This is a genomic window from Exiguobacterium sp. s39, from assembly GCF_018618925.1.
GTDB lineage: Bacteria > Bacillota > Bacilli > Exiguobacteriales > Exiguobacteriaceae > Exiguobacterium_A > Exiguobacterium_A abrahamii.
Genome location: NZ_JACSNA010000001.1, coordinates 1,649,623 through 1,674,169 on the forward strand (window position 1 = coordinate 1,649,623; position 24,547 = coordinate 1,674,169).

22 protein-coding genes and 1 other annotated feature are annotated in these 24,547 nt (G+C 46.1%); of the genes, 11 read left to right on the plus strand and 11 right to left on the minus strand.

Going from position 1 to position 24,547, the window contains the following annotated elements; all coding sequences use genetic code 11:
• Positions 1 to 122: 122 nt before the first annotated feature.
• Positions 123 to 938 (plus strand): NAD kinase, encoded by an 816-nt coding sequence (locus KNQ11_RS08665; protein ID WP_023469054.1) that lies wholly within the window; start codon positions 123 to 125, stop codon positions 936 to 938.
• A 90-nt stretch (positions 939 to 1,028) separates the two neighbouring features.
• On the plus strand, positions 1,029 to 1,796 hold the full coding sequence (locus KNQ11_RS08670) for a MerR family transcriptional regulator (RefSeq protein WP_214771114.1): 768 nt from the start codon (positions 1,029 to 1,031) through the stop codon (positions 1,794 to 1,796).
• On the opposite strand, the gene KNQ11_RS08675 is transcribed toward KNQ11_RS08670, so the two are convergent.
• Together KNQ11_RS08675 and ezrA are read right to left on the minus strand one after the other, a co-directional pair.
• Positions 1,788 to 3,347 (minus strand): amidohydrolase, encoded by a 1,560-nt coding sequence (locus KNQ11_RS08675; protein ID WP_214771117.1) that lies wholly within the window; start codon positions 3,345 to 3,347, stop codon positions 1,788 to 1,790. The genes KNQ11_RS08670 and KNQ11_RS08675 overlap by 9 nt on opposite strands.
• 67 nt (positions 3,348 to 3,414) lie before the next feature.
• On the minus strand, positions 3,415 to 5,121 hold the full coding sequence (gene ezrA, locus KNQ11_RS08680; protein WP_214771120.1) for a septation ring formation regulator EzrA: 1,707 nt from the start codon (positions 5,119 to 5,121) through the stop codon (positions 3,415 to 3,417).
• Positions 5,122 to 5,344: 223 nt separating this feature from the next.
• Here ezrA and KNQ11_RS08685 point away from each other — a divergent pair, with 223 nt between their 5' ends.
• The 3 genes from KNQ11_RS08685 to KNQ11_RS08695 all read left to right on the plus strand — a co-directional run bounded on the left by KNQ11_RS08685 (position 5,345) and on the right by KNQ11_RS08695 (position 7,344).
• On the plus strand, positions 5,345 to 5,830 hold the full coding sequence (locus KNQ11_RS08685; protein ID WP_023469058.1) for a GAF domain-containing protein: 486 nt from the start codon (positions 5,345 to 5,347) through the stop codon (positions 5,828 to 5,830).
• Positions 5,831 to 6,063: 233 nt separating this feature from the next.
• Complete coding sequence (rpsD, locus tag KNQ11_RS08690) at positions 6,064 to 6,663, plus strand: 30S ribosomal protein S4 (protein ID WP_023469059.1); 600 nt, start codon at positions 6,064 to 6,066, stop codon at positions 6,661 to 6,663.
• A 153-nt stretch (positions 6,664 to 6,816) separates the two neighbouring features.
• The gene (locus KNQ11_RS08695) at positions 6,817 to 7,344 is read left to right on the plus strand and encodes a biotin transporter BioY (protein WP_214723802.1); all 528 of its coding nucleotides are present in this window, start codon (positions 6,817 to 6,819) and stop codon (positions 7,342 to 7,344) included.
• Between the two features lie 262 nt (positions 7,345 to 7,606).
• Here the strand turns inward: KNQ11_RS08695 and tyrS are convergent, their stop codons facing one another.
• Positions 7,607 to 8,854, minus strand: a complete 1,248-nt coding sequence (tyrS, locus tag KNQ11_RS08700; protein ID WP_214771123.1) for a tyrosine--tRNA ligase — start codon at positions 8,852 to 8,854, stop codon at positions 7,607 to 7,609.
• A gap of 56 nt (positions 8,855 to 8,910) precedes the next feature.
• Positions 8,911 to 9,117 (minus strand) — a binding site (T-box leader).
• A gap of 148 nt (positions 9,118 to 9,265) precedes the next feature.
• On the opposite strand from tyrS, the gene KNQ11_RS08705 reads away from it, so the two are divergent.
• Complete coding sequence (locus KNQ11_RS08705) at positions 9,266 to 11,827, plus strand: transglycosylase domain-containing protein (protein ID WP_214771126.1); 2,562 nt, start codon at positions 9,266 to 9,268, stop codon at positions 11,825 to 11,827.
• Positions 11,828 to 11,873: 46 nt separating this feature from the next.
• Here KNQ11_RS08705 and acsA read toward each other — a convergent pair whose 3' ends face one another.
• On the minus strand, positions 11,874 to 13,577 hold the full coding sequence (gene acsA / locus KNQ11_RS08710) for an acetate--CoA ligase (RefSeq protein ID WP_035396511.1): 1,704 nt from the start codon (positions 13,575 to 13,577) through the stop codon (positions 11,874 to 11,876).
• Positions 13,578 to 13,723: 146 nt separating this feature from the next.
• Between acsA and KNQ11_RS08715 the strand changes: the two genes are divergently transcribed.
• The 4 genes from KNQ11_RS08715 to KNQ11_RS08730 all read left to right on the plus strand — a co-directional run bounded on the left by KNQ11_RS08715 (position 13,724) and on the right by KNQ11_RS08730 (position 17,058).
• On the plus strand, positions 13,724 to 14,356 hold the full coding sequence (locus KNQ11_RS08715; protein WP_149427723.1) for a GNAT family N-acetyltransferase: 633 nt from the start codon (positions 13,724 to 13,726) through the stop codon (positions 14,354 to 14,356).
• Positions 14,357 to 14,374: 18 nt separating this feature from the next.
• Positions 14,375 to 15,007, plus strand: coding sequence for an acetoin utilization AcuB family protein (locus tag KNQ11_RS08720; RefSeq protein WP_023469065.1), 633 nt, complete (start codon positions 14,375 to 14,377; stop codon positions 15,005 to 15,007).
• Positions 15,004 to 16,197, plus strand: coding sequence for an acetoin utilization protein AcuC (locus KNQ11_RS08725; protein ID WP_023469066.1), 1,194 nt, complete (start codon positions 15,004 to 15,006; stop codon positions 16,195 to 16,197). Before KNQ11_RS08720 ends, KNQ11_RS08725 begins: the two co-directional genes overlap by 4 nt.
• A gap of 105 nt (positions 16,198 to 16,302) precedes the next feature.
• On the plus strand, positions 16,303 to 17,058 hold the full coding sequence (locus KNQ11_RS08730) for a maltotransferase domain-containing protein (RefSeq protein WP_149427725.1): 756 nt from the start codon (positions 16,303 to 16,305) through the stop codon (positions 17,056 to 17,058).
• A 52-nt stretch (positions 17,059 to 17,110) separates the two neighbouring features.
• Here the strand turns inward: KNQ11_RS08730 and ccpA are convergent, their stop codons facing one another.
• From ccpA to KNQ11_RS08750, 4 genes are all read right to left on the minus strand, one after another.
• Positions 17,111 to 18,121 (minus strand): catabolite control protein A, encoded by a 1,011-nt coding sequence (gene ccpA, locus KNQ11_RS08735; RefSeq protein WP_023469068.1) that lies wholly within the window; start codon positions 18,119 to 18,121, stop codon positions 17,111 to 17,113.
• 158 nt (positions 18,122 to 18,279) lie between these two features.
• Positions 18,280 to 19,365, minus strand: a complete 1,086-nt coding sequence (locus KNQ11_RS08740) for a bifunctional 3-deoxy-7-phosphoheptulonate synthase/chorismate mutase (RefSeq protein WP_023469069.1) — start codon at positions 19,363 to 19,365, stop codon at positions 18,280 to 18,282.
• Positions 19,366 to 19,563: 198 nt separating this feature from the next.
• Positions 19,564 to 20,100 carry a YtxH domain-containing protein gene (locus KNQ11_RS08745; RefSeq protein WP_064299494.1) on the minus strand — a complete coding sequence of 179 codons (537 nt, stop codon included), beginning with the start codon at positions 20,098 to 20,100 and terminating at the stop codon, positions 19,564 to 19,566.
• Positions 20,097 to 20,666 carry a DUF948 domain-containing protein gene (locus KNQ11_RS08750; RefSeq protein WP_029342359.1) on the minus strand — a complete coding sequence of 190 codons (570 nt, stop codon included), beginning with the start codon at positions 20,664 to 20,666 and terminating at the stop codon, positions 20,097 to 20,099. The genes KNQ11_RS08745 and KNQ11_RS08750 overlap by 4 nt, the downstream gene beginning before the upstream one ends.
• 139 nt (positions 20,667 to 20,805) lie before the next feature.
• On the opposite strand from KNQ11_RS08750, the gene KNQ11_RS08755 reads away from it, so the two are divergent.
• On the plus strand, positions 20,806 to 21,918 hold the full coding sequence (locus KNQ11_RS08755) for an aminopeptidase (protein ID WP_214771128.1): 1,113 nt from the start codon (positions 20,806 to 20,808) through the stop codon (positions 21,916 to 21,918).
• Between the two features lie 53 nt (positions 21,919 to 21,971).
• On the opposite strand, the gene KNQ11_RS08760 is transcribed toward KNQ11_RS08755, so the two are convergent.
• From KNQ11_RS08760 to murC, 3 genes are all read right to left on the minus strand, one after another.
• Positions 21,972 to 22,412, minus strand: a complete 441-nt coding sequence (locus tag KNQ11_RS08760) for a Dps family protein (RefSeq protein ID WP_023469073.1) — start codon at positions 22,410 to 22,412, stop codon at positions 21,972 to 21,974.
• 92 nt (positions 22,413 to 22,504) lie between these two features.
• Positions 22,505 to 23,020, minus strand: a complete 516-nt coding sequence (locus KNQ11_RS08765) for a DUF2179 domain-containing protein (RefSeq protein WP_023469074.1) — start codon at positions 23,018 to 23,020, stop codon at positions 22,505 to 22,507.
• A gap of 172 nt (positions 23,021 to 23,192) precedes the next feature.
• Positions 23,193 to 24,488: a UDP-N-acetylmuramate--L-alanine ligase gene (gene murC, locus KNQ11_RS08770; RefSeq protein ID WP_023469075.1), complete on the minus strand. Its 1,296-nt coding sequence runs from the start codon at positions 24,486 to 24,488 to the stop codon at positions 23,193 to 23,195.
• Positions 24,489 to 24,547: the final 59 nt, after the last annotated feature.

Consider the following 24,547-nt stretch of genomic DNA (forward strand, 5'->3'; position numbering starts at 1 on the left):
TATAGGAATGATCCGCGAAGATGGCAAGCATTCTGCCATAATTGATGGACTTCAGTACCCGTCTTTCTAAAAAACAGGTATAATGAAAGAGTTCATGAAACGCTTTCAAGGGGGAATTGACCATGGCTCGAAATAATGTCTACCTGTACTACCGAAATACACAAAGACACGAGACGCAGGTGCGAAAGTTGATTGATGTCGGTACACGATACGGACTGAACGTCGTCCAAGATCACCGACAAGCAAACATCATCGTCTCGATTGGTGGAGATGGGGCTTTCTTGCAAGCGGCACGCTTCACAGGTTTCCGTGATGATGCGATCTATGTTGGATTCGCTGAAGGACCCAACTCGTTCTACTGTGATTTTGATATCAATGATCTTTCGGCGGTCGAAGCCATCTTTAAAGAGACAGGCAACCGTGTCTCGGATGGCGAAATCGAAGTACGTCGTTATCCACTGCTCGAAGCATCCATCAACGGTGGACCACCGATGCTCTGTCTGAACGAATGTTCCGTGAAGTCGAGCATCATCAAATCACTCGCAATCGAAGTCTATATCGACGACTTCCTGTTTGAGACATTCCGCGGGGATGGAATGGTCATCTCAACACCAACGGGCTCTACGGCTTATAATAAGTCACTCTCTGGTGCGATCGTCGATCCATTGATTCACTGTCTTCAAGTCAGCGAAATTGCTTCCGTCAACAACAACCGGTACCGGACACTCGGTTCTGCTTTCCTACTGAACCGTGGACGGAAACTTTCGTTACGCATCATCGAGGACGGAAACGACTATCCGATCATCGGGATGGATAACGAAGCACTCAGTCTCACACGAACAGATTCAGTCGATATCCAGCTTTCTGAAAAAGAACTGAAAACCGTCAAATTGACGAACAATACATTTTGGCATAAGATTCAACGCTCGTTCTTATGACCATAAAAAAATCTGCCTCCTCGGGGCAGATTTTTTTATTGCGTCTTCCGTTACGTCACCCTTTATACTCCAATCAAAGGAGGTACACAAATGATGTATTCCACTCAGGAAATCGCCAAACTGACCGGCGTCACAAAACGAACACTCTATCATTATGAGACGATCGGTCTCCTCGTGCCAAAGCGTACCAATGCTGGTCACCGAAGTTACAGCAGAGAGGATCTTTTACGTTTACAACAAATCCTGCTCTACCGCTCTCTTGATTTCCCACTGTCAGAAATCCAAAGATTACTCACGCAATCTGATTCCAATCATCATACGACACTGAAAAAGCAGATTGCACTCCTTCAAGAAAAAGCTTCGCATTATCAAATGCTTGCTCGACTCGCTGAACAGACATTACTCACCTTAAAAGGAGGAATTCCGATGAAAGACGAACAATTATTCCGCGGTTTGCGCCACGAAGAGATCGTTACGCATGAAAAGCAACATGCAGATGAAGTCCAGCAACACTACGGTGACACTGACGCCTATCGAATCAGTGCAAAAAGACAACAACAACGAACACCGAAAGAGAAAGAACAACTGAGCAGCATGCATAAGCAACTCGATCAGCGCTTGACGACCCTTTACCGCGACGGGCACGCGACGACGGATCCGGACGTTCAACAAGTCGTCAAAGAACAACATGATTTCATCGATACGTACTATTACCCGTGCGCATTATCTCTCTTTGCCTCACTCGGTCAGATGTATGTGTCTGACGAACGATTCCGTGCCTATTACGATGCGTATGCACCCGGACTTTCGACGTTCTATTCGGAAGCTATTTCACACTATGCGCAAACATCACACTAACGCGGCTTCCGCCTGATAAACGGTTTTTCCAGCTTGGACTGTCTCGACCAAACGGTTATTCAAGATGGCTTCCCCACGCAAGCGATAGAAGTCTTCTTCAAAGATGACGAAGTCGGCATCATAGCCTGGTAAGAGCAATCCTTTTCGACCGTGTGTTTCCGTCGCGAGATGTGGATTTTTCGTAAAGAGCAACAAGGCTTCAAACATCGATAACGTCTCGTTCGTCTTATTGACACGCCCTGCCGTTCCTTCCGTCGCTGCATAAAGCGACCGTCGGACATCGGGGTCAGAGATCGGCGCATCTGCTCCGCCGCACAACAGTGCGCCGGTCTCAGCTAACGAACGTAAACGATAACTCCAGTCTAAGCGGTTCAAGCCGAGTCGATCGACGATGAAGTCGGCGTCATCTAGTAAAAAGACTGGTTGAACGTCAATCAAGACCGGTAACTTCCGAATTCGCGCAAGCGTTTCTGGTCGGACGACTGTCGCATGAATGATGCGATCTCGTTTCCCTTTTGGTGCCGGATACTTCTCGAGCACCTGTACGAACCGCTCGATCGCTAAATCACCGATGACATGTGCCGCGACTGTGAACCCGTAACTACGTGCGCGTTTGACGAGTTGTTCGAGTTGTTCTGGCGTATGCACTTCGATACCACGTGTCGTCGGATCATCGGAATAACCACGACCGAGAAGAGCTGTTCGTCCTCCGAGCGCGCCGTCGACGAACAGTTTCATCGCACCGATTGACATCGTTGACGGTAAAGTAGGTTGTTGTTGCACGAACTCATCGATGACAAGATGATGCACGAGCAGATGCGTATGGAAGCCTGTCTCTTGCGTCACTTCCTTATAAGCTTGCAAAATGTCCGCGACATCTCCGTGATACGACAAGTCTTCTGTGTGTGCCGCAATGATGCCATATTGGTATAAGTTCTTAATCGCTGATCGAAGGGACGCTTTATTCCGCTCCAAGTTTCCAGCTTGTAACGCATATAGAGGTTCAAGCGCCGCATCGTACAAGAATCCGTCAGCTTCTCCATTATCCGATAAACCGACCTTTCCACCTTCGATGACAGTCGACGCTTTATATCCGAGCTGTTGGAACAAGACATCGTTGACAAGTGCTGTATGCCGGTCTGTTCGTTTCAACAAGGCAGGTGCGTCAGGGAACAACTGATTAAGCCATGCTTTCGTCGGTGCACGATCAAGCTTCGTTTCGTCATAGCCTTCTGCCACATGGATCCCATTGACTGGTTCCGCCTTGAGAAAAGCTTGCCCTAACGCTTCAAGCGTCGTATAGCGCGAGGCATCGACACGATTGATCGCTTCCCCGTAACCGATCAGATGAATATGCGCATCCGTAAAGGCTGGATATACAGCTTTTCCGTTCAAGTCGTGAATTTGATCAATGCGTCTACCGAAACGGCGGCGTAGCTTTCCTTCCTCTCCCATCGCGATGATCCGCGTCTTCTCGACGAACATCGCTGAATGGACATCCTCTTCGTGTGCCATCGTTCGAATCAATCCGTTTACGTATAGTGTTCCCATTCCACTCACTCCTCTTTTTACAAAAATAGGGTGACCATGACGGTCACCCTGAATTGTCGATCCTGATTTAAACGTGCAATGTTTCTTCTGGTGCACACGACCGTTTAATACGTTCGATCGCGGCCGGATCGTATTCATTTAGGACACGTTCCGCTAAGACAATCGTTCGTTCATAGTCTCCCGCTAAGAACTTCGTTTCCGCGATCGTCAGCGACATATGTATCTCGTTGTCGTGGCGACGGTACCGGTTCGCATACTGGACGAGCCGTTCGGCATACGTGACTTCGAACACTAATGTATCTAACCGTTCTTGCACATGTTTAAACGTTTCTTGGACGTCTTGACTTTGTGCGACGATCGATCGAACGTTAAACGGTAACTCCTCTAACCGTGTTTCAAGTGTCTGCAGTGAACGATTCGCATTTTTGAGCGCTTCTTCCACCTCAGCCGGTAAGTTCGGTAATCCGAGTCGTTTCAGACGGAGACGTGTTTGCGACAGCTGATGACGCCATTCGACGATTCGTTCGCGAACTTCCGTCTCTTCTTTTCGAAGTGCCTGGAGTTCGACCGTAAAGCGTTCGTACTGAATCATCAACTGTTCTTCGAGGCGAATCGCATCGCGCATCTGATCTTCGAGCATACTGAACGGGATGATTTTTCCGGCAATCGACTCATCAAGATCTTTCGCTGCTTCAAAGAGCAGCTCTTCGTCACGCTGAATCGTTTCATAGTGAATCCCTAAATCTGCTGAGATTTCATATTTTTCACGTAAGATACTGAACTCTTGTGCCAATTGATGAATCCGTTCACGCATCCGTAGCGCTTTTTGTTTCAAGAATTGGTTTTCTTTTTTCACTTGATGACGCGCATCGACCTCACGACGGAACGTATCATACATTTGATCCACATCGGCTGATAACTGTTGAATCGCCTCTTCCAAACCATCGACTTCTAGCATTTCGATTTTTTCAGAAAGGCTTAGACGTTGTTCCTCGAACCGTTTGATCTCGGATTGGAGACCGAGTGGTTCAAGTGGATACCCATCTAACGACATTTCCTTATAGCCTGCTCCGAGCTGATCAATCCGTTGACGTAATTCATGAGCAAGAATCTTCCATTGTTTCGGTACAAGTTCGACGAGTTGACGCGTCGTTGCTACTTCTTGCTCGAGTAGCAAGCTTGTTTCATACGCCTTCGTCACTTCACCTGAAGCTTCGTACTGACACATCTCATTCCAGTGCGCATCGATTTGTTCACTCCGTTCTTCGAGACGCGCAAGCGCCGGACCGAATGAGTTCGCTTGAATCAATAATGATTTCCGAACTTGCCCTGAATCGGCTTCCCCTTGCGCTTTCAGTTCGGCTAGAACCGATTGATTCGTTTTGAACGTCGACATCTCGACGAGCATCTCATCGATCAACCCTTCGAGTTCCGCAATCAATTGTTCCGTTACTTCGAGGTCATTCTTGACGGCGATGAAACGATATTTATCGAGCGCTTCCTCCGCCCGGTAAAGGGTCTCATCGATTTGGGCGACGTGGACCGTTAATAACTCTTCCCACGCTTGATGCCAGGAGCTGAACTTCGTCTCCGTCTCACCCGCCATCGGTAGTTGCTTTAAGTCCTGCAACTCCTTTGGAATCGATGCACTGACGATGCCTTGTTTGCGCATATCAAGTTCATCGATTTTCGTGTAGTATTTTTTTCGACTGATCATGCTAAATAGCATGACGAGTAATACGATGACGATGACTCCGATCACCCATGCCCACATTTGTCACGACCTCCACTCTGTCCTACGACTTTAGATTTTCTCTAAATCGCAATAATCTTATCCTTATAATAGTATAGCGCAACCGTTTTGCATAGATTTACAAGGGCTTTTCCTGATTTCTTCCGCTGTTTTGAATCCTTTTTCCAAAAATCAATTGTTTGTCAGCCACGCGAAAACTCGTTAAACTAAAAAAAATACGCTTTTTACGGGAGGAATTTTTATTATGTTCGAAACAAAGACATATGAAGGTGACCGGACGAAACAATACGACATGCTCTCAAAACAACTGGATGCGCTATTAATGGGAGAAGACAATCAAGTTGCAAACTTATCGAATGCGAGCGCGTTGCTCAACCAGTTCCTCGACCGTATCAACTGGGTCGGCTTCTATTTGACGGATACGGAGCAAAACCAACTCGTCCTCGGACCATTCCAAGGACTTCCAGCATGCGTCCGTATTCCATTCGGTCGTGGTGTCTGCGGAACGTCCGCAGCAGAACAGACGACACAACGAATCGAAGATGTGCATCAGTTCCCAGGTCACATCGCATGTGACGCGGCTTCGAATTCAGAAATCGTCATTCCACTCGTCAAAGACGGACAAACGATCGGTGTCCTCGATATCGACAGCCCAGAATTCAACCGTTTCGACGAAGTCGATCAAGCTGGTCTAGAAGCATTCTGTACGACACTGCTTCGCCATCTGTAATTCTGATTGACAGTCGATTGTCCACACCGTATACTTGTAAAAGTGCAGAAATGATAACGATAGCGGTCAAATCGCTTACGTATCACATTTCATGACTCGGTGAATAACCGGAGGGGCATCGTGTAACTTTGCTATCAAGCGAGGGTGCCACATCATGAAATGGGCGTAATGTGGGTTTGATGGCGTTATTATTTTTATGCAAATAATAACGAACAATAAGGAGGAGTCTTATTATGGCTCGCTATACAGGTCCAGCTTGGAAACTCTCACGTCGTCTCGGTATCTCACTTACTGAAACAGGAAAAGAAATCGCAAAACGCCCTTACGCACCAGGTCAACACGGTAACAGCCGTCGTAAAGTATCTGAGTACGGTCTTCAACTTCAAGCGAAGCAAACACTTCGTCACATGTACGGAGTAAACGAACGCCAATTCAACCGTATCTTCAACGATGCTGGCAAAATGCCTGGTATCCACGGTGAGAACTTCATGTTCTTACTCGAAGCACGTCTTGATAACGTCGTTTACCGTATGGGTATGGCTCGTACACGTCGTGCTGCTCGTCAGCTCGTCAACCACGGTCACATCCAAGTTGATGGACAACGCGTTGATATCCCATCATTCCGCGTGAAACCAGGTCAAACGATCTCAGTTCGCGAAAAATCGAAGAACTTTGTCGTTATCAAAGAAGCACTCGAAGTTGCTCCAGCAACTAAAGACTTCGTTACTTTCGATGCTGAGAAGCTCGAAGGAACGTTCGTCCGTCTTCCTGAGCGTTCTGAATTGAACGATCAAATCCAAGAACAACTCGTCGTCGAGTACTACTCACGTTAATCGATTGTTCCAGCACTCACTTCGGTGGGTGCTTTTTTTATGCCTATGACTAAAATGTATACCTGGTCTTAAAAAAAGAGTGACGTCATTCATTCGTTTGTGTTAACCTTTAAATATAAATAGTTAACACAAACAGAAAAGAGGACTTCATTTATGAAAACAAGAGATTTAACATTCGTCGCCCTTGGTGCTGCCATCATCGCAGCCGTCAGTTCTTTGCCACAAATTCAACTTGTCGGCGCTGTTCCGATCACGCTCCAGATGCTCGCGATCATGACGGTCAGCGCGATTCTCGGCGGAAAACGTGGTGGACTTGCTGTCTTAATCTTCTTATTACTCGCAGCAGCTGGTCTACCGGTGCTTGGCGGAAAAGGCGGACTAGCCCCATTCGTCGGACCAACCGTTGGTTATTTGATTGCCTTTCCGATTGCTGGATTCTTCATCGGTCTTGTTGCTGAAAAAACGCGTCGCTTCGTTCCCCTCTTCATCGGGATGATCGTCTTTGGTCTTGGTTTAGTCTACTTGCTTGGAACATTTGGTCTAATGGCTGTACTCGATCTATCGTTCAAAGATGCTTTTGCGATTAACTATCCTTTCGTCTTATGGGATACGATCAAAGCTGTCATTGCCACGACGATTGCCGTTCGCTTGTTGCCACTCCGTTTATTCCGAACAGCTTAAAAATATGGGGCTGACTCATAAGTCAGTTTATACAAAGATAAGGGTGGCAGATTCATAATCTGCCACCCTTATCTCGTAAAAAGAAGAATGACTCGTTGCACGCAACTCCTACAGGAATAAGCGCATTTTTGCGCTGTCAGAGATAAACAAGACCCGCTTTCCTGCTGGAGTGAAGCAGGAAAACTGGCTTGTGTCTCGCCTGAGGAAAGGGCGTGAAAAGACGAGTCATTCTATTTTTGAGTTAACCCCATTTAATTGATCATCAAGCATGCTCGACGACGAAGTATTTTTTCTTTCCGCGACGTACGATCGTAAAGCGACCGATTGCATCAGCTTCCGTGATTTCTTTCGTTAAATCTTGCTCGCGTTCTCCGTTTAGGTAGATTGCACCGTTCGTGACGTCTTCACGTGCTTGACGTTTTGACGGACTGATCTTCGCCTCAACGAGAACGTCGACAAGGTTTGTCACTTCACCGAGTGTAAAGCGCGGCATTCCTTTGAACGCATCTTCGATATCTTCGACTTGCAACGATTTAATATCTCCACTAAAGAGTGCTGTCGTAATACGTTGTGCTTGTGTCAGACCTTCTTCACCATGGACGAGAACGGTCATCTCTTCTGCAAGACGACGTTGCGCGACACGCTTCTCTGGTGCTGCCTTGACTTCTTCTGCGAGCGCGTCGAGTTCTTCGTGCGTTAAGAACGTGAAGTATTTCAAGAACTTGATGACGTCAAGATCGTCAACGTTGAACCAGAATTGGTAGAACTCGTACGGTGACGTTTTGTCAGCGTCTAACCAAACCGCACCACCTGCTGTCTTACCGAATTTTTGACCGTCTGCTTTTGTAACAAGCGGTACCGTCAAACCGAATGCTTTTTCTTCATGACCCGCACGACGAATCAATTCCATCCCTGCTGTGATGTTCCCCCATTGGTCACTTCCTCCGACTTGAAGGCGGCATCCTTTGTCTTCGTAGAGTTTCAAGAAGTCAAACGATTGAAGTAACATGTATGAGAACTCAGTGAATGAGATCCCGTTTTGAAGGCGTGAGTCAACAGAGTCTTTCGCCAGCATGTAACTGACCGGGAAGTGTTTTCCGATATCGCGTAAGAAATCGATGATCGTCAAATCTTTCGTCCAGTCCAAGTTATTGGCGATCGTGACCGGGTTTTCTCCTTCAAGTGGTAAGAAACGTGACAACTGGTCCTTAATCCGATTCGCGAACTCTTCGACGATATCCGATGTATTCAACGAACGTTCTGTTGCGCGACCACTCGGGTCTCCGATCATTCCCGTTGCTCCACCAACGAGACCTACGACATGGTGACCTGCTTGTTGGAATCGTTTTAAGACTAAGATCGGCAACAAGTGTCCGATATGCAATGAATCAGCTGTTGGATCAAAGCCTGTGTAAAGCGTCGTTGGTGTCTCGAGTAATGTCTTCAATCCTTCTTCATCCGTCATTTGGTTAATTAAACCGCGAAATTCTAAATCCTCTAATAACGTCATTGTGTCTCCTCCTAAAGTTCACTTTTAACAATAAAAAACCGCCCCTTCGTCTAAGACGAAGGGACGGAAGATTCCGTGGTACCACCCTGATTGCCCTTTACATAAAAGGACCACTTGGTTCGTCGATAACGGGACGGACCGCTTGATTTCTCAAGAAACTCCTGGAAGCGTAATTCGTAAGTTCACTGTGTCCTAGTTCGCAGCACCACTAGGTCTCTGTCACAGGGAGTGACTTACTACTGTATTCCGATCACTGTTTAACGTAATATATGAAAATAAGATGGTTTCATGATACGTCGAAGACGAATCCGCTGTCAAGTCCGATTTCACTGGTGGATTTATGGTATAATACGTCTATCTGTGATTTAATATTAATTTACACCTAAGTTTAAGATGCAAAGGAGATCATTTATGCGCGAGAACTGGTTCAAGTTTTGGAATCACCCCCGGACGAAAGCCGTTCGGCACTGGTCGAATATCACATACGATGTTTCGTGGAACATCATTTTATTCCTCATCATAGCAGTCCTTCTCATCGGCAGCTTCTCTGTCGGAGCGGCTGGAGGATATTTCGCTTCCCTCGTCAAAGATACGAAAGCCCCACCTTTGACTGAGATGAAACAAGAAGTGAACAGTTATGCGGTGACAAGTCAAATTTATTGGGGAAGTGGCGAAAAGCTGACGAACATCTCAACGGATGAAGAACGTCAGCCGGTCGATATCAAGAACATCTCCCCTTATTTAATTGATGCGCTTCTATCAACGGAAGACGTAGATTTTTATCAACATGATGGAGTCGTTCCAAAAGCGACTTTACGAGCAGTCTTACAAGAATTGACGAATTCAGCGTCACGCACCGGCGGAAGTACGCTGACACAACAATTAATTAAAAACCAAATCCTGACGAACGAAGTTTCATTCGAACGGAAAGCAAAAGAGATCATCTTAGCGCTCCGCCTTGAAAATGCGATGTCAAAAGATGAAATTTTACAGGCATACTTGAATGTCGTCTCATTCGGACGAAATTCACTCGGGCGTAACATCGCTGGTATCGAAGCTGCTTCCCAAGGGGTCTTCAACAAATCAGCGAAAAAACTGACGTTACCACAAGCAGCTTTCCTCGCTGGTATTCCGAAAAACCCTTACTACTACACACCTTATCTACAAGGCGGTGTCGTCAAAAAAGACTTGACGCCAAGTGTCAATCGGATGAAGACCGTGTTGAAGCGGATGTATGTCGCAAAAAACATTTCGAAAGAACAATATGAAAAAGCAATCAAACACGACATCACGAAAGACTTCGCGAAACAGTCGAAACGTTCGCGTGACACGTATCCGTATGTCTATGATTTAGCAGAACGTGAAGCGACGAAGATCATGACGAAGTACTTGATGAAACAAGATGGTGTGAAAGAAGACGAAGTCAAACCGTCTGAACTGGCAGAAGTCCGGGCAAACTATCAAGATCAAGCACTGGTTGCACTCCGTCAAGGTGGATACAAAGTTCACATGACGCTAGATAAAAAAATTCATGAATCGATGCAACAACCTGCGAAGAACAACGGGAACTTCCCTGGTGGCATGCAGTACAAACAAGTCGTCGATCCAAAAACGAAAAAAACCGTTTCGAAACAAGATCCAGAAGAAACAGCAGCAGTCATGGTTCAGAATGAGACGGGGCGTATCCTCGGATTCGTTGGTGGACGTTACCTTGATGGAAAAGCCGATGATTTTAACCGAGCATTCCAAGCGAAACGTCAAATCGGGTCAACGGCAAAACCAATTCTCGTCTACTCGAACGGGATTGAAAATCGTTTGATCACTCCGGCATCTACTGTCAATGATGAAGAGTACTACTACCAGACCGTACCACGTCAACCAGGTGATCGTCCGATCAAGAACGAAGGTGGACGTTATCGTGGAAACGTGACGGTTCGTACAGCACTTGAACTCTCATTAAACGTACCTGCCGTTAAGATTTACGAGAAGATGAACATGTCGAACTCGATTCAAAAACTCGTCGATATGGGTGTTGAAGTACCGGATGCGATTCGTTATGCTCCTTCGGCGGCACTCGGAACGATGGAGATTACACCGGTCGAACTTGCTGGTGCTTACGCGACACTCGCCAACTATGGTGAATTCGTGCAACCATACGTCATTTCGAAAATTACGAAAGACGGAAAAGATATCTATAAAGCAAAACCGAAGAAAAAACGAATTTATGAACCACGAACAGCTTACCTGACACTTGATATGATGCGTGGCGTCTTCTCAAAAGGTACAGCAACGTTTGCAAAAGATCGATTGAACGTTCCTGGAGATTGGGCTGGTAAGACAGGTACGACGAACGATGTCAAAGACTCTTACCTTGTCGGTTCCACTCCTGGTGTGACGCTTGCCGTTTGGACAGGACACGATCAGAACAACTCGCTCATCGGTCCAACGACGTATTACCAACGAACACAAACGCTGTGGTCACAAATGGCGAATGCGACGTATGCCGCGAACAGTAGTTACTTCAAATCCGGTGCCCGCTTCACACAACCATCTTCTGTAACAGCAAACGACTTTAAGAACAGTGGTCGCTTCAAAGAAGAAGATAAGAAGAAAAAAGCGGAAGAGGCAAAGAAAAAAGCCGAAGCGAAGAAAAAGAAAGAAGCAGAAGAAAAGAAAAAAGAAGCAGACGCACAGAAAAAAGAAGAGCAACAGAAAGAACAAGATCAGGCGAAAGAAAAAGCGGAAGCTGATGCTAAGAAAAAAGCAGCCGACGACGCCAAGCGTGCTGCCGATGCAAAAGCAAAAGCCGAAGCAGAGGCAAAAAAGAAAGCGGAAGCGGACGCTAAGAAAAAAGAAGCTGATGCTAAGAAAAAAGAAGCGGACGCTAAGAAAAAAGAAGCGGACGCTAAGAAACAGCAAGAACAACAGAAGAAACAAGATGAAAAGAAAAACGATGCTGCTTCTGAAAACTAACAAAAAGGATGAATCACCTGTTGCGGTGATTCATCCTTTTTTACGTTCAATCTTCCATCGTCGACAGATCACCTGTTTCAAGATTCAACTCCCATGCTTTTAGAACACGGCGCATAATTTTACCACTTCGTGTCTTCGGCAATTTATCCCGGAAATCGATTTCTCTCGGTGCCGCGTGAGCAGCAAGCCCCTCTTTGACGAATGCTTGGATTTCTTGTTTTAGCTCATCCGTTGGCTCGTAACCATCACGCAAGGCAATGAATGCCTTGATGATTTCACCGCGGACTGGATCTGGTTTCCCGATGACTCCAGCTTCTGCGACAGCTGGGTGCTCGACGAGACGACTTTCGACCTCGAACGGACCAACCCGTTCTCCAGCCGTCATGATGACGTCATCGACACGTCCTTGGAACCAGAAGTAACCTTCGTCATCCATATAGGCAGAATCCCCTGAGACATACCATCCTTTAAAGAAATACGATTCATATTTCTGCGGATTGTTCCAAATTTGACGCATCATCGATGGCCATGGTGTTTTTAAGGCAAGGTTCCCCATCCGAAATGGCGGTAACTCATTTCCTTGATCATCAATGATCGCAGCCTGAGTTCCTGGAATCGGTTTCCCCATTGATCCCGGTTTGATGTCCATCGACTTGTAGTTACAAATCATCATCGCGCCTGTCTCCGTCATCCACCATGTATCATGGATCCGTTGATCAAAGGCTTCTTTCCCCCAACGAATGACTTCCGGGTTCAACGGTTCTCCGACAGACAATACATGACGAAGACTTGAGAGATCATGATGATTTGCAACATCCGCTCCTGCTCCCATCAACATCCGGAAAGCCGTTGGTGCGCTATACCAGACCGTTACCTTGTACTTCTCGATGACACTGTACCAGAAATCCGGATTGAACCGTCCACCGACGACGATGTTCGTCGCGCCATTCAAGAATGGTGCGAAGATACCGTAACTTGTTCCTGTGACCCACCCCGGATCAGCCGTACACCAGTAGACATCATCTTCTTGGAGATCAAGTACCCATCGCCCTGTCATTAAGTGCTGAATCATCGCATTTTGAACGTGGAGCACACCTTTCGGCTTCCCTGTCGATCCTGAAGTGTAGTGCAGGATCAATCCGTCTTCACGATCTAACCAGACCGGTTCGAATACATCGGATGCTTGCTCGAACGCTTTGCGGAAATCGAGTAATGTGTCCGATTCTTCGACATCTTCGTCGACAAGTACTACCTTTTCAAGTGATTCCAGTTCCCCAACTGGAACACGTGGGAGCAATGCCTTCGTCGTCACGAGTAACTTCGCTTCAGAATCAAGCAAGCGATCACGGACCGCTTGTTCCATGAATGCTTCAAATAACGGACCGACGATTGCGCCTACCTTCAGTGCGCCAAGCAAGGCAAAATACAATTCCGGTGAACGTGGCATGAAGATGAAAATACGGTCACCCGTTTTGACCCCTGCATCGACTAATACGTTTGCCGCTTTATTCGTCAATCGTTTCATATCTGCATATGTGAATCGTTGTTCCGTCGTTCCATCGAAATAGATCAGCGCATCCTTGTTCGCCCGCTCGCCTTCTGCGTGGCGGTCGATTGCTTCATGAGCCATGTTGACTTTCCCCGTTGTCGCCCATGAAAAGTACTGCTCAGCATCTTTCCAGTCGTACGTGTTCGTTTCATCATACTCTGCTAACCAATGCTTCCCCGGAAGCGCTTTCAAAACTTTCATGTCTCGTTCCTCCCCTTCTATGTTTTCCTCTTTATTATAAGCTAGTTATCCGTCAGTTCAATCCATTTGCCGTCAATTTGTTAAAAAATCCCTCTCTTTGCTCAAGCGCTTTCGTCTATAATGAATAGGAAGGTGGTGACGCTTACATGTTTGAAAAACAATTCAATCATCGGACGCATGAAACATCACTCGGTCCTGTTGACATCGAAGGTCCCGTACCGAGTCAAACACTAGCAATGTATACACTCGATTCAGGGTTGACGGCTTTTCGTCCACCCGCTGAACAACATCAAGCGCTCGTTGAGATTGCAGACCTTGAGGAAGGACGGATCATCGTCGCCCGTCAAGGAACGGAAATCATCGGTTATGTGACTTACTTATACCCTGATCCATACGAAACGTGGAGCGAAGGAAACAATCCGTACATCTTGGAACTCGGAGCGATCGAAGTCTCCTCTCGGTTTCGCGGACAACAGATCGGTAAAAAATTGCTTGAAATCTCTATGCTCGATCCAGCTATGGAACACTATTTGATTTTAACGACTGAATATTATTGGCATTGGGACTTAAAAGGGAGCGGACTATCGGTCTGGGATTACCGAAAAATCATGGAGAAGATGATGAACCATGGTGGTCTTGTCTTCTTCCCGACCGACGATCCGGAAATCGCCTCCCATCCTGCCAACTGCCTGATGGCGCGTATCGGAAAACACGTCTCACCTGAAGTCGTCGCTCATTTTGATGCGCTACGCTTGAGAAGACGTTTCATGTATGACTGAGCTCGAGGAGGAATCGTCATGTTAATCGAACAAATCATGAATACGACGTGCATCACGATGCAACCGACGAATTCCATCGCGCATGCGGTCGAACTCATGCAACGTCATCAGATTCGTCATGTTCTTGTCGTCAATGCCCGCCATGAACTCGTCGGTCTTGTCGGACTAAAGGAAATTCAAAGCGCAAGTAGTATCTTTCATCCGGATACGGCAAAACAAGACCTACAGTATCCGGTCTCAAGCATCATGATTGAAAGTCCTGTCACGGCTCACCCGCTCGATTTTCTCGAAGATGCGGCTGTGCTGTTTTATGAATATCGATTGACGTGTCTGCCAATCGTCCGCGGTCGACGCCTTGTCGGTGTCGTCACGGAAACGGATTTGTTGCGGACATTCGTTCAATTGACGGGTGCACTCGAACCAAGTTCTCAAATCGAAATCCGTGTTGAGAACACTGCTGGAACATTAGCAAAGATTGCCGCACTGCTTGCCAAAACGAATATCAATATCTTAAATGTACTCGTATATCCAACAGACGATCCGTATGTCCGGATCGTTGCGTTTCGTGTCCAGACGATGAATCCGATTCGGATCATCGAAAAGTTGCGCAAAGAAGGATTCGATGTACTTGGACCGGATGTGAGCAGATGAAGGATTTTGCCTATCTGTACAGTCCTGAAGAGGCGACTTATCGGTTTTCGGAGACACATCCATTCAATCCGATTCGCCTCGAATTAACGGTTTCTTTGCTTGAAGCGATGCATCAATTAGATGACATTCCTTGTATCGCGCCACGTCATGCGACTGATGAAGAATTGTCACTCGTTCATGATCAGGATTATATTGCTGCCGTCAAAGCAGCCGGGACCGGAGCATTAACGCCTCTGAAGGCACAGATGTATGGTCTTGGGACAGAAGACACCCCTTTGTTCCAGGGGATGCATTCGGGCGCTTCTCTCCTTGTCGGCGGCACGATCGAAGCATGTGACCTCGTCTTATCTGGTCAATATAAACGGACCTTTCATATCGGTGGCGGCTTGCATCACGGATTCCGTGGGCGTGCCTCTGGTTTTTGTGTCTATAACGATACCGCTGTCGCCATGGCAGCCATGATTGAAAAATATCACTGTAAAATTCTTTATGTCGATACGGACGCTCATCATGGCGATGGAGTACAATGGGCCTTTTATAATCGAAAGGACGTCATGACATTGTCTCTCCATGAGACGGGTCGCTACTTGTTTCCAGGAACGGGAATGGTGACGGAACGAGGGTCTGAAGAAGGATATGGATTTAGCTGGAACGTGCCACTGGACGCCTTTACGGAAGATGATTCGTTTTTACTCGCTTATGAGACGGCACTCTTTGAAGCCTGTGAATTGTTCCAACCGGATCTCATCATTACGCAAAATGGTGCCGATGCACACGCGCTTGATCCATTGACTCATTTATCCTTAACGATGAAAAGTTATGAGCAGATCCCTCAAATCGCCGTCGCTGCAGCAAATAAATATACGAATGGAAAAATCGTTGCTTTAGGAGGCGGTGGCTATGACTGGTATCGTGTCGTCCCCCGCGCGTGGAGTCAAGTTTTTGCTGCCATGACCGGACAAGCTCCGTTTCGTGGAGAGATTCCTACTTCATGGCAAGAACGTTGGAGTGGGCAAGAAACACCCCCACCAACACACTGGCATGATCCAACACCACTCTACCCCGCCATTCCGCGACGACCTGAAATCGAAGAAAAAAATTGGGAGACTGTTAAACGACTAATTTGGCCGTTCGTGAGCGATGAACGTAAGAAACAATTGACTGCGACTTCCCCTTACTCCGTTGATTAATCGACTTTATATCTTCACATTTATTTCGTTCGGAGTTCACAACTTGTTGCTATACTAAATATGGAATTTTTACTTAGTAAATGAATAATAGTTGGGGGAATCATCATGAAAAAGGCATGGCTTTATTCCGGTCTTATTCTATCGACGGGGATCGTACTCGCAGGGTGCGGCAATGAAAAACAGGCAATGGATCACGATAACATGCAAGGGTCAGGAAAACCGACGGTCGAGGTCAACGTCAATGTTCCGGCCAAGACAATGGAAGAAGATAAAGTTGTTTTTAAAGCGTCAGCTGTCGAACAAAAGAAACCAGTCAATCTTGAGGACGTGACATTTGAAGTTTGGGAAGCCGGAAAACAAGACGGTGCCCATCAAAAGTTCAAGGCAACCTTGAAAAAGACGGGTTCTTATCAAGCAGAAGCTAAGCTTGCTGAAGGTGAGTATGAAGGACTGTATCATATCAATGATAAAAAAGGACTCCATCATATGGATAAGATCTCATTCGTCGTCATGGATCATTCACATGAAAAAGAGGAAGCATCGCACGAGCATGGACATGATCACGAAGCCGTCGACGGTCTGTCTGTCCATTACATGGGCGCAACAAAAGCGAAAGCTGGTGCTGAACTTCCCGTCTCCTTTCATGTTTTCCTCGATGGGAAACCGCTAAAAGCGAACGTACAAGTGGAAGTCATTGAAACGGGCATTGAAAAGCATAACTACGTTCCTCTAGAAAAAAAGGGCGATGCCTACAGCGGGAAAGTGACATTGACTGCACCTGGTCAGACGACGGTTCGACTCCATGTCGAAAATGACCAACTCCACCATCACCAAGATGAACTTATTACCGTCGCGAAATAAAAAACGTCTCTTTTTTCAAGCAGCTTGCTTGAGAGAAGAGACGTTTTTTCGATTAAGGACGTGTCGAATCCCGTTGTTCGATCCGGTGTGGTAACGTGACATCGTTCGTTTCAATTTCTTCTTTGTTCAAGATTTTCGTCAATAGACGCATCGAGACTGCTCCGATATCATACATCGGTTGAACGACAGTCGTCAGTTTCGGACGAATCATCGTCGCAAGACGTGTGTTATCGTGTCCGATGACTTCGAAGTCTTCCGGTACACGGTGTCCAGCATCCTGTAAGGCATGGATGACACCAAGAGCCATCTCATCCGTTCCAGCAAAAATCGCGCGTGGGCAATCTTCTCCAAGTTCAAGCAATTGATTCATCGCCTTCATTCCTGAATCATACGTATAGTTTCCAAGGACGACATTTTGCTCGTTAAACGGAAGATTTGCTTCTTCGAGTGCTCGGCGATAACCCGCAAATTTCTTTTCACCATTGATTTGCTGTTCGAGTGGTCCAGTGATGAATCCAATCCGTTCATGTCCACGGTCGATCAAAGACTTAACAGCATCGTGCGCAGCACTCTCATAATCGATGTTGACGGCAGGAAGATCATAATCTTGATTCAACGTCGCAGCAAGAACGATCGGAACTGGTGATGTTTTGAACTCACGAACGAGATCCTCATGCAAACGTCCGCCCATGAAGATGATTCCATCCACCTGTTTTCCGAGTAATGTATTGAGCAAATGAATCTCTTTTTCCCGATTTTGGTCGGAGTTACATAAAATGATGTTATATTTATACATTGTCGCGACGTCCTCAATCCCGCGTGCTAAATCCGCAAAGAAGATGTTCGAGATATCGGGCACGATGACACCGACCGTCGTTGTTTTTTTACTTGCCAGTCCACGGGCAACAGCGTTCGGACGATAACCAAGCTGTTCGATTGCGTCTTGGACCTTCTTTCGTGTAGATGGTTTAACATTCGGGTTTCCGTTGACGACACGCGATACAGTCGCCATCGAAACAGCAGCCTCTCGCGCGACATCGTAAATCGTAATATTACTATTCAAAACAAATTCCTCCTTTAGTATGATCCATCTCAAGTGTTTTCATTTCGTTTTCATTTTTAGGCAACACGAAAGGAAGACAGGAAAAGATAGTTTTCTTTTCCCATTCTTCCTTCATTGTAAAACGTTTTCATTCGCTTTAGGTTACCCTTTTTCGGAAATCATTGAACGTTTAGTGCCGGAAAGGTAGTCGTCAAGTTTTCGATGAACGTATCGAATTCTTGGAAATCGAGTTGTTGGTTCGCATCAGACAACGCAAGTGCTGGGAACGGATGGACTTCGACCATGACAGCGTCTGCTCCAATCGCGTATGCCGCTTTTGCTGTTGGCAAGAGTAAATCCTTACGTCCTGTCGAGTGCGTGACATCGACCATGACAGGGAGATGCGTCTCTTGCTTCAGAATCGGAACTGCTGAGATATCAAGCGTGTTCCGTGTTGCACGTTCATACGTCCGAATACCACGCTCACATAAGATGACTTGATCGTTACCACTCGCCATGATGTACTCAGCCGCGTACATGAATTCCTCGAGTGTTGCAGAAAGACCTCGTTTTAAAAGAACCGGTTTATTCGTACGACCGACTTCCTTGAGTAAATCGAAGTTTTGCATATTGCGTGCGCCGACCTGGATGATGTCGACATATGGTAAAGCAGATTCAACGGCGCTCGGTGTCATGATTTCAGTGATGACATGCAAACCGTGCGCGTCCGCTGCTTTTTTCAACATCTTTAGACCTTCGAGTCCTAGACCTTGGAAGTCGTAAGGCGATGTACGTGGTTTGTACGCTCCGCCTCGCATGAACTTCACGCCATGTTTCGCGAGCTGTTCCGCGACCTCAAATACTTGTTCTTCGCTCTCGACCGCACACGGTCCAGCGATTAATTGTTGCGAACCGTCTCCGATGACGGCATCTCCGATCCGGATGATCGTATTCGTCGGTTTTTGTTTCCGTGATACGAGTAATTTCCGAGTCCGATCTTCTCCTTGTAATTCGAGAGAAGCTTTGAAAATTTCTTTAAATACATGCTGAAGGCGTCCTGTTTCAAAAGGTCCATGGTTATTAGCGGCAATTGATTCGAGCATTTGACGTTCTCGAACAGGGTCGTATCGATCAAGCCCTTGTGCTCGTTTGACTTTTCCGATTTCAACGGCAATTTGACCTCGTCTGTTCATCAATTCCAATAATTCTGCATTCACTAAATCGAGTTCATCACGTAATCTTTTTAATTCTGCATGTTGATCCATGTCCTACCACTCCCTAATCAGCATATAGCTCGTAATAGCAACTAATTATAGCGAACTCTTTCCCTGTTGTACATAAAGAAGCTGCATGATTTCTTAAAATATGAAAATAAATTACGTTTTTTCATATAATTTTTTTGTGTTTTCTCTATAAGGAAACATAAAAAAGAGCCCTCATGATGAGAGCTCCTCATGTATTGATTATTTCTTATGGTTCACATCAGACTGCGGATCATTGTCTTCCTCTTGTTCGTCCGCTAACTGTTCACGTAACTCCGAAAGTTCAACGACCGTCTCCGTGTCGATCTCTTCTGCAACAGACGCCCCATCCACTTCGTCGCCGATTTCACGTTCGATGTCACGTACGAGTTGCTCCGCTTCTGCGAGAGCAGCATCAATGCTTGCTTGATCCTTCTCAAAGCCCGCATATTGTGCCGCTTCTTGAACCGTTGAATTATTCTTCGCTTTTTCAATGACAGGTGCTGCCTTATCTTTCGCTAGTTGAATCCACTCACCTACGAGTGGCTCCGCTTTTTCACGGACAACTTGTGTCTGTTCCGTCAAACGTTGACGCGCAGGCGCCGTACGCTCGTCAATCAGATTGCGTACTTCACGACCTGATTTTGGGCTAGAAAGGAGAGCTGCCGCAGCACCAATCAATCCACCAACGATGACTCCGGCAAGGAAGCCTCCTCCTTTAGAAGAATCTTGTGCTTGATATGGGTGTTGTTTCGTCATGATTTACGATCTCCCTTCAACTCATCTGGAATGCTTTCAACGTCCGGTACTGACACGACTTCCGGTGTGACCGGCGCCTCTGCCTTTTTCCGGAATCGACGACGTGGCTTTTTCTCAACCGTCGTCGTTGCCGTCGAATGATTTTGAACCGTAGTCTCTGCCGGTTTATTTTTCTTAAATAACTCTACAGCGACTGAGCCCCAACGGACTGCTTGCGCAATCTGTTCTTTATTCGTATCCGCCGCACCAGCAACCGTATCGGATACTGTCCGGACAGAATCTGTCACTTTGTTTAAAGACGTACCGAGTTCTTCGATCGAGTTTGCGACAGGTGCAAGCAATTCTGTTTTTTCTTCAATCGTATCGACCAGACGATTCGTCTTATGTAACAACGCTGTCGTCTCCATCATGATACCGTCTAATTGACGTTCAAGTCCTGCTGTCGTGTTGGCTACATTGTTGAGCGTCTTACTCGCAGCACCTAATACACGGGCAAGGAAAATGACGAGCACTACGAATGCGATCGCAGCGACTAATCCGGCGATTCCGCCTAATGTGATTTCCATGGTTCTTGCCTCCAATTTTTTTGCATAGTCTTTTGTTGTTAGTTCGACATGTAGCAAGTCGTTCCTGCTACTCCAAATGGTTTATTTCCGTTACAATGATAAATGAAACCTACATAATCCATTTCGAGGGGGAAATTTCATGCGTGACCCACGTCTTACTCAACTGGCAACGAATCTCATTAACTATTCAGTTGCCCTTGAACCTGGTGAAAAAGTATTGATTGAAAACTTCGGCATCGAACGCGAACTGGTCGAGGCACTCGTTGAAGCTGCCTACGCGGCTGGCGGACATCCGTTCGTTTTACTTAAGGATAATCGTATCCTACGAAAATTATACCGAAATGCTTCAGAAGAGCAACTCCAATTGATGGCAGACATCGAACGCAAGCAAATGCAAGCGATGGACGCATACATCGGACTACGTGCTGGTGATAACATCAATGAATTGTCAGATGTGCCGGCTGAACAGATGAAACTTTACGGTCAAACGATCGGTAAGATGCACACACAAGATCGTGTCAAAGGAACGAAATGGGTCGTACTTCGTTTCCCAACTGCATCGATGGCGCAACTTGCGAATCAATCGACAGAAGCATTCGAAGACTTCTACTTCGATGTCTGCACGCTTGATTATGAAAAAATGGGACAAGCGATGGAACCACTCGTCGACTTGATGAACCGGACGGATCGTGTTCGTCTCGTCGGACCAGGAACGGATCTAACGTTTTCAATCAAAGACATCCCAGCCATCAAATGCGCCGGAAATGCTAACATTCCAGACGGTGAAGTCTTTACGGCACCCGTCAAGGATTCGGTCAACGGTATCATCTCATATAACACACCATCTCCGTATCAAGGGTTCACGTTTGAAAACGTCAAACTGACGTTCAAAGATGGTAAAATCGTCGAAGCGACGGCGAACGATACGGATCGGATCAACCAAGTCTTCGATACAGATGCTGGTTCTCGTTTTGTCGGCGAATTCGCGATCGGCGTCAATCCCTTCATTCAGCATCCAATGAAGGATATTCTATTCGATGAAAAAATCGATGGCAGCTTCCACTTCACACCAGGTCAAGCTTACGAAGAAGCCTACAACGGTAATGACTCATCCGTTCACTGGGATCTCGTCAACATCCAACGTCCTGATTACGGTGGTGGAGAAATCTGGTTCGACGACGTATTGATCCGTAAAGACGGTCGTTTCGTTCTTCCAGAACTTGAAGTCCTCAATCCTGAAAACCTGAAATAAGAAAAAGCGGATGGCTCGTCCTTCATTAGGACGGGGTCATCCGTTTCTTTATCTTATTTTTTCAATGTCGCACGAAGCATCCAAATTTGTTTTTCGATTTCCTTCGCTTGACCAAGTAGATCATCTTCAACCGTCACGTCTTGTGCCTCAAGATGTTCAATCGCATCGAGCATCTCTTTTCGGACTTGTTGGAAGTCTTTGATGACAGAATCAATCATCTCATCTGCCGATAATCCCGATTTCGCTTCTTCAAGCGTTGTTTGCTCTAAATACTCTTTTAGTGTCGCAGAAGGTGTTCCGTTATTCATCAGGAGACGTTCTGCAACGACATCATATTGTTCAGACACCCATGTATAAAGTTCTTCAAGCTTCTCGTGAAGCGTTAAGAAGTCTGGTCCTTTAATGTACCAATGATAATTGTGGAGTTTGACGAACAGTACCCCATAGTTTGCTACCTGTTGATTCAAAGCTGATTTTGCATGATTACTAATCATCTGATATTCCCCTTTCCTGATTTCAAATGACGTTCTATTTCATCTTTATCCTTAAATAACAAAGAATAAACATCATTCTCAGGAAAAGTGCTCTATCGAGGACGCTTTAATCCTTTCAACATATACCCACCTTTGAAGTCGACGGAATCGAATGCGACGAGGAATGCTTTCGGTTCGTATTCTTCGACGAGATTACGAAGCACTTTCATACGTGTTCGAGCCGCGAGCACATCTAACCGATAACGGACACCGTCTCGTCCTTGACCTTGATAATGTGTCACACCAAAACCATTATCGCGAATGACTTGAATCAGTTCCGCTGGAAATTCTTGCGTATGCACTTGAATCATATTGTAACCGATGGCGAGTTTTCGCTCGACATATCCACCGACGAGTATTCCTAGACCAAATCCAAGCGCGTAAACGACCATACCGAGTGTCGTTAAGTCTTGGAATACGATTCCTAGTGCAAAAATGTAAATCAATGTTTCGACTGTGCCAAATAATCCGGCAATGACAGTTCGCCCTTTGACGAGCATGATCGTCCGTAATGTCAAAACAGGAACGTAAATCAACTGGAGCAATAAGATGAGTAAAATCTGTCCCATGGTGTCTTTCCTTTCTGTTAATAACTTCAACACATACACACTATTTCAAACTTTTTTTCAAGATGCAATCCTATTTTAGATTTTCCTCATCGGTTTTTTGAAATTACTATCATAATTCAAAAATACGACAAAAAAAGTGCCACTCGAGTCGAGTGACACTTTTGATTCTCGCTTATTTCACACTTTGATACTGATGCTGATACGTTTGGATATCGCCCGCTCCCATGAACAGAAGCACAGCATTTTCATGCTGACGTAGAACAGAAACGTTATCGCGCGTCAGAATAGAAGCTTGCGGGATTTTCTCCTGCAGATCTTCGACGCGAACTTGCCCTTCCTGCTCACGTGCCGATCCAAAGATTTCGCATAGATATGTCGCATCTGCTTCACGTAAAGAAGTCGCGAAATCATCCATGAATGATTTCAAGCGTGTGTACGTATGCGGTTGGAAAATCGCAATGACTTCGCGGTCCGGATATTTCTTCCGTGCCGACTCAATCGTCGCGCTGATTTCCTTCGGATGGTGCGCGTAGTCATCTACTAGGATTTGTGTGCCGAATTCCGACTCACTGAAGCGACGTTTTACACCACCAAATGTGGCTAAACGTTCAGCAACGTCGTCTTTGCTCAATCCTTCGTACTGACAGATCGCAATGACAGAGAGTGCATTCAAGACATGATGACGACCGAATCCTGGAATGAGGAACGTGCCGTAGAAATCATCACGTAAATAAACATCAAATGATGTACCATCTGGCGTTGACGTCGCGTTTTCCGCGCGGAAATCATTGTTTTCTCCAAATCCATAATAGAGAACAGGTACATTCGCTTGAATGTTTTGAAGATGCTCATCATCTCCACAAGCAACGATCGCTTGCTTAACCTGCATCGCCATTTCTTGGAATGCCGAAACGACGTCATCGATTCCTGTGAAATAATCCGAATGATCGAAGTCAATATTCGTCATGATAGCGTAGTCCGGCTTGTAATATAAGAAGTGACGTTTGTATTCACATGCCTCGAAGACGAATGCTTTCGCATCCTCTACTCCTGCCCCTGTCCCGTCTCCGATCAAGAAAGCTGTCGGCGTGATACCGCTCAAGACGTGTGAAAGCAAACCTGTCGTCGACGTTTTTCCGTGTGAGCCTGTAATGGCGACCGAACGATATTCATTTGCTAGGTGTCCTAAGAAATCGTAATAATGATGGATGGTTAAACCAAGTTCATTTGCCCGTGCGATTTCTGGATGATCATCTCCAAAAGCATTCCCTTGGATGATGACATAATCTTCTTTGATGTTATCCGCATTGAACGGGAAAAATGGAATTCCCTTAGCCCGTAACGCGTCTTCAGTAAAAATGTGCTTTTCGATGTCTGAACCTTGCACCTCATGATTCATCTCATGTAGTACTTGGGCGAGCGCACTCATCCCTGTTCCTTTGATTCCAACAAAATGATACTTTGTCATATAAAAGCCCTCCAATTCACGTTCCGGTCCGTACCATCGGGCTCGGGTACAAAACCTGT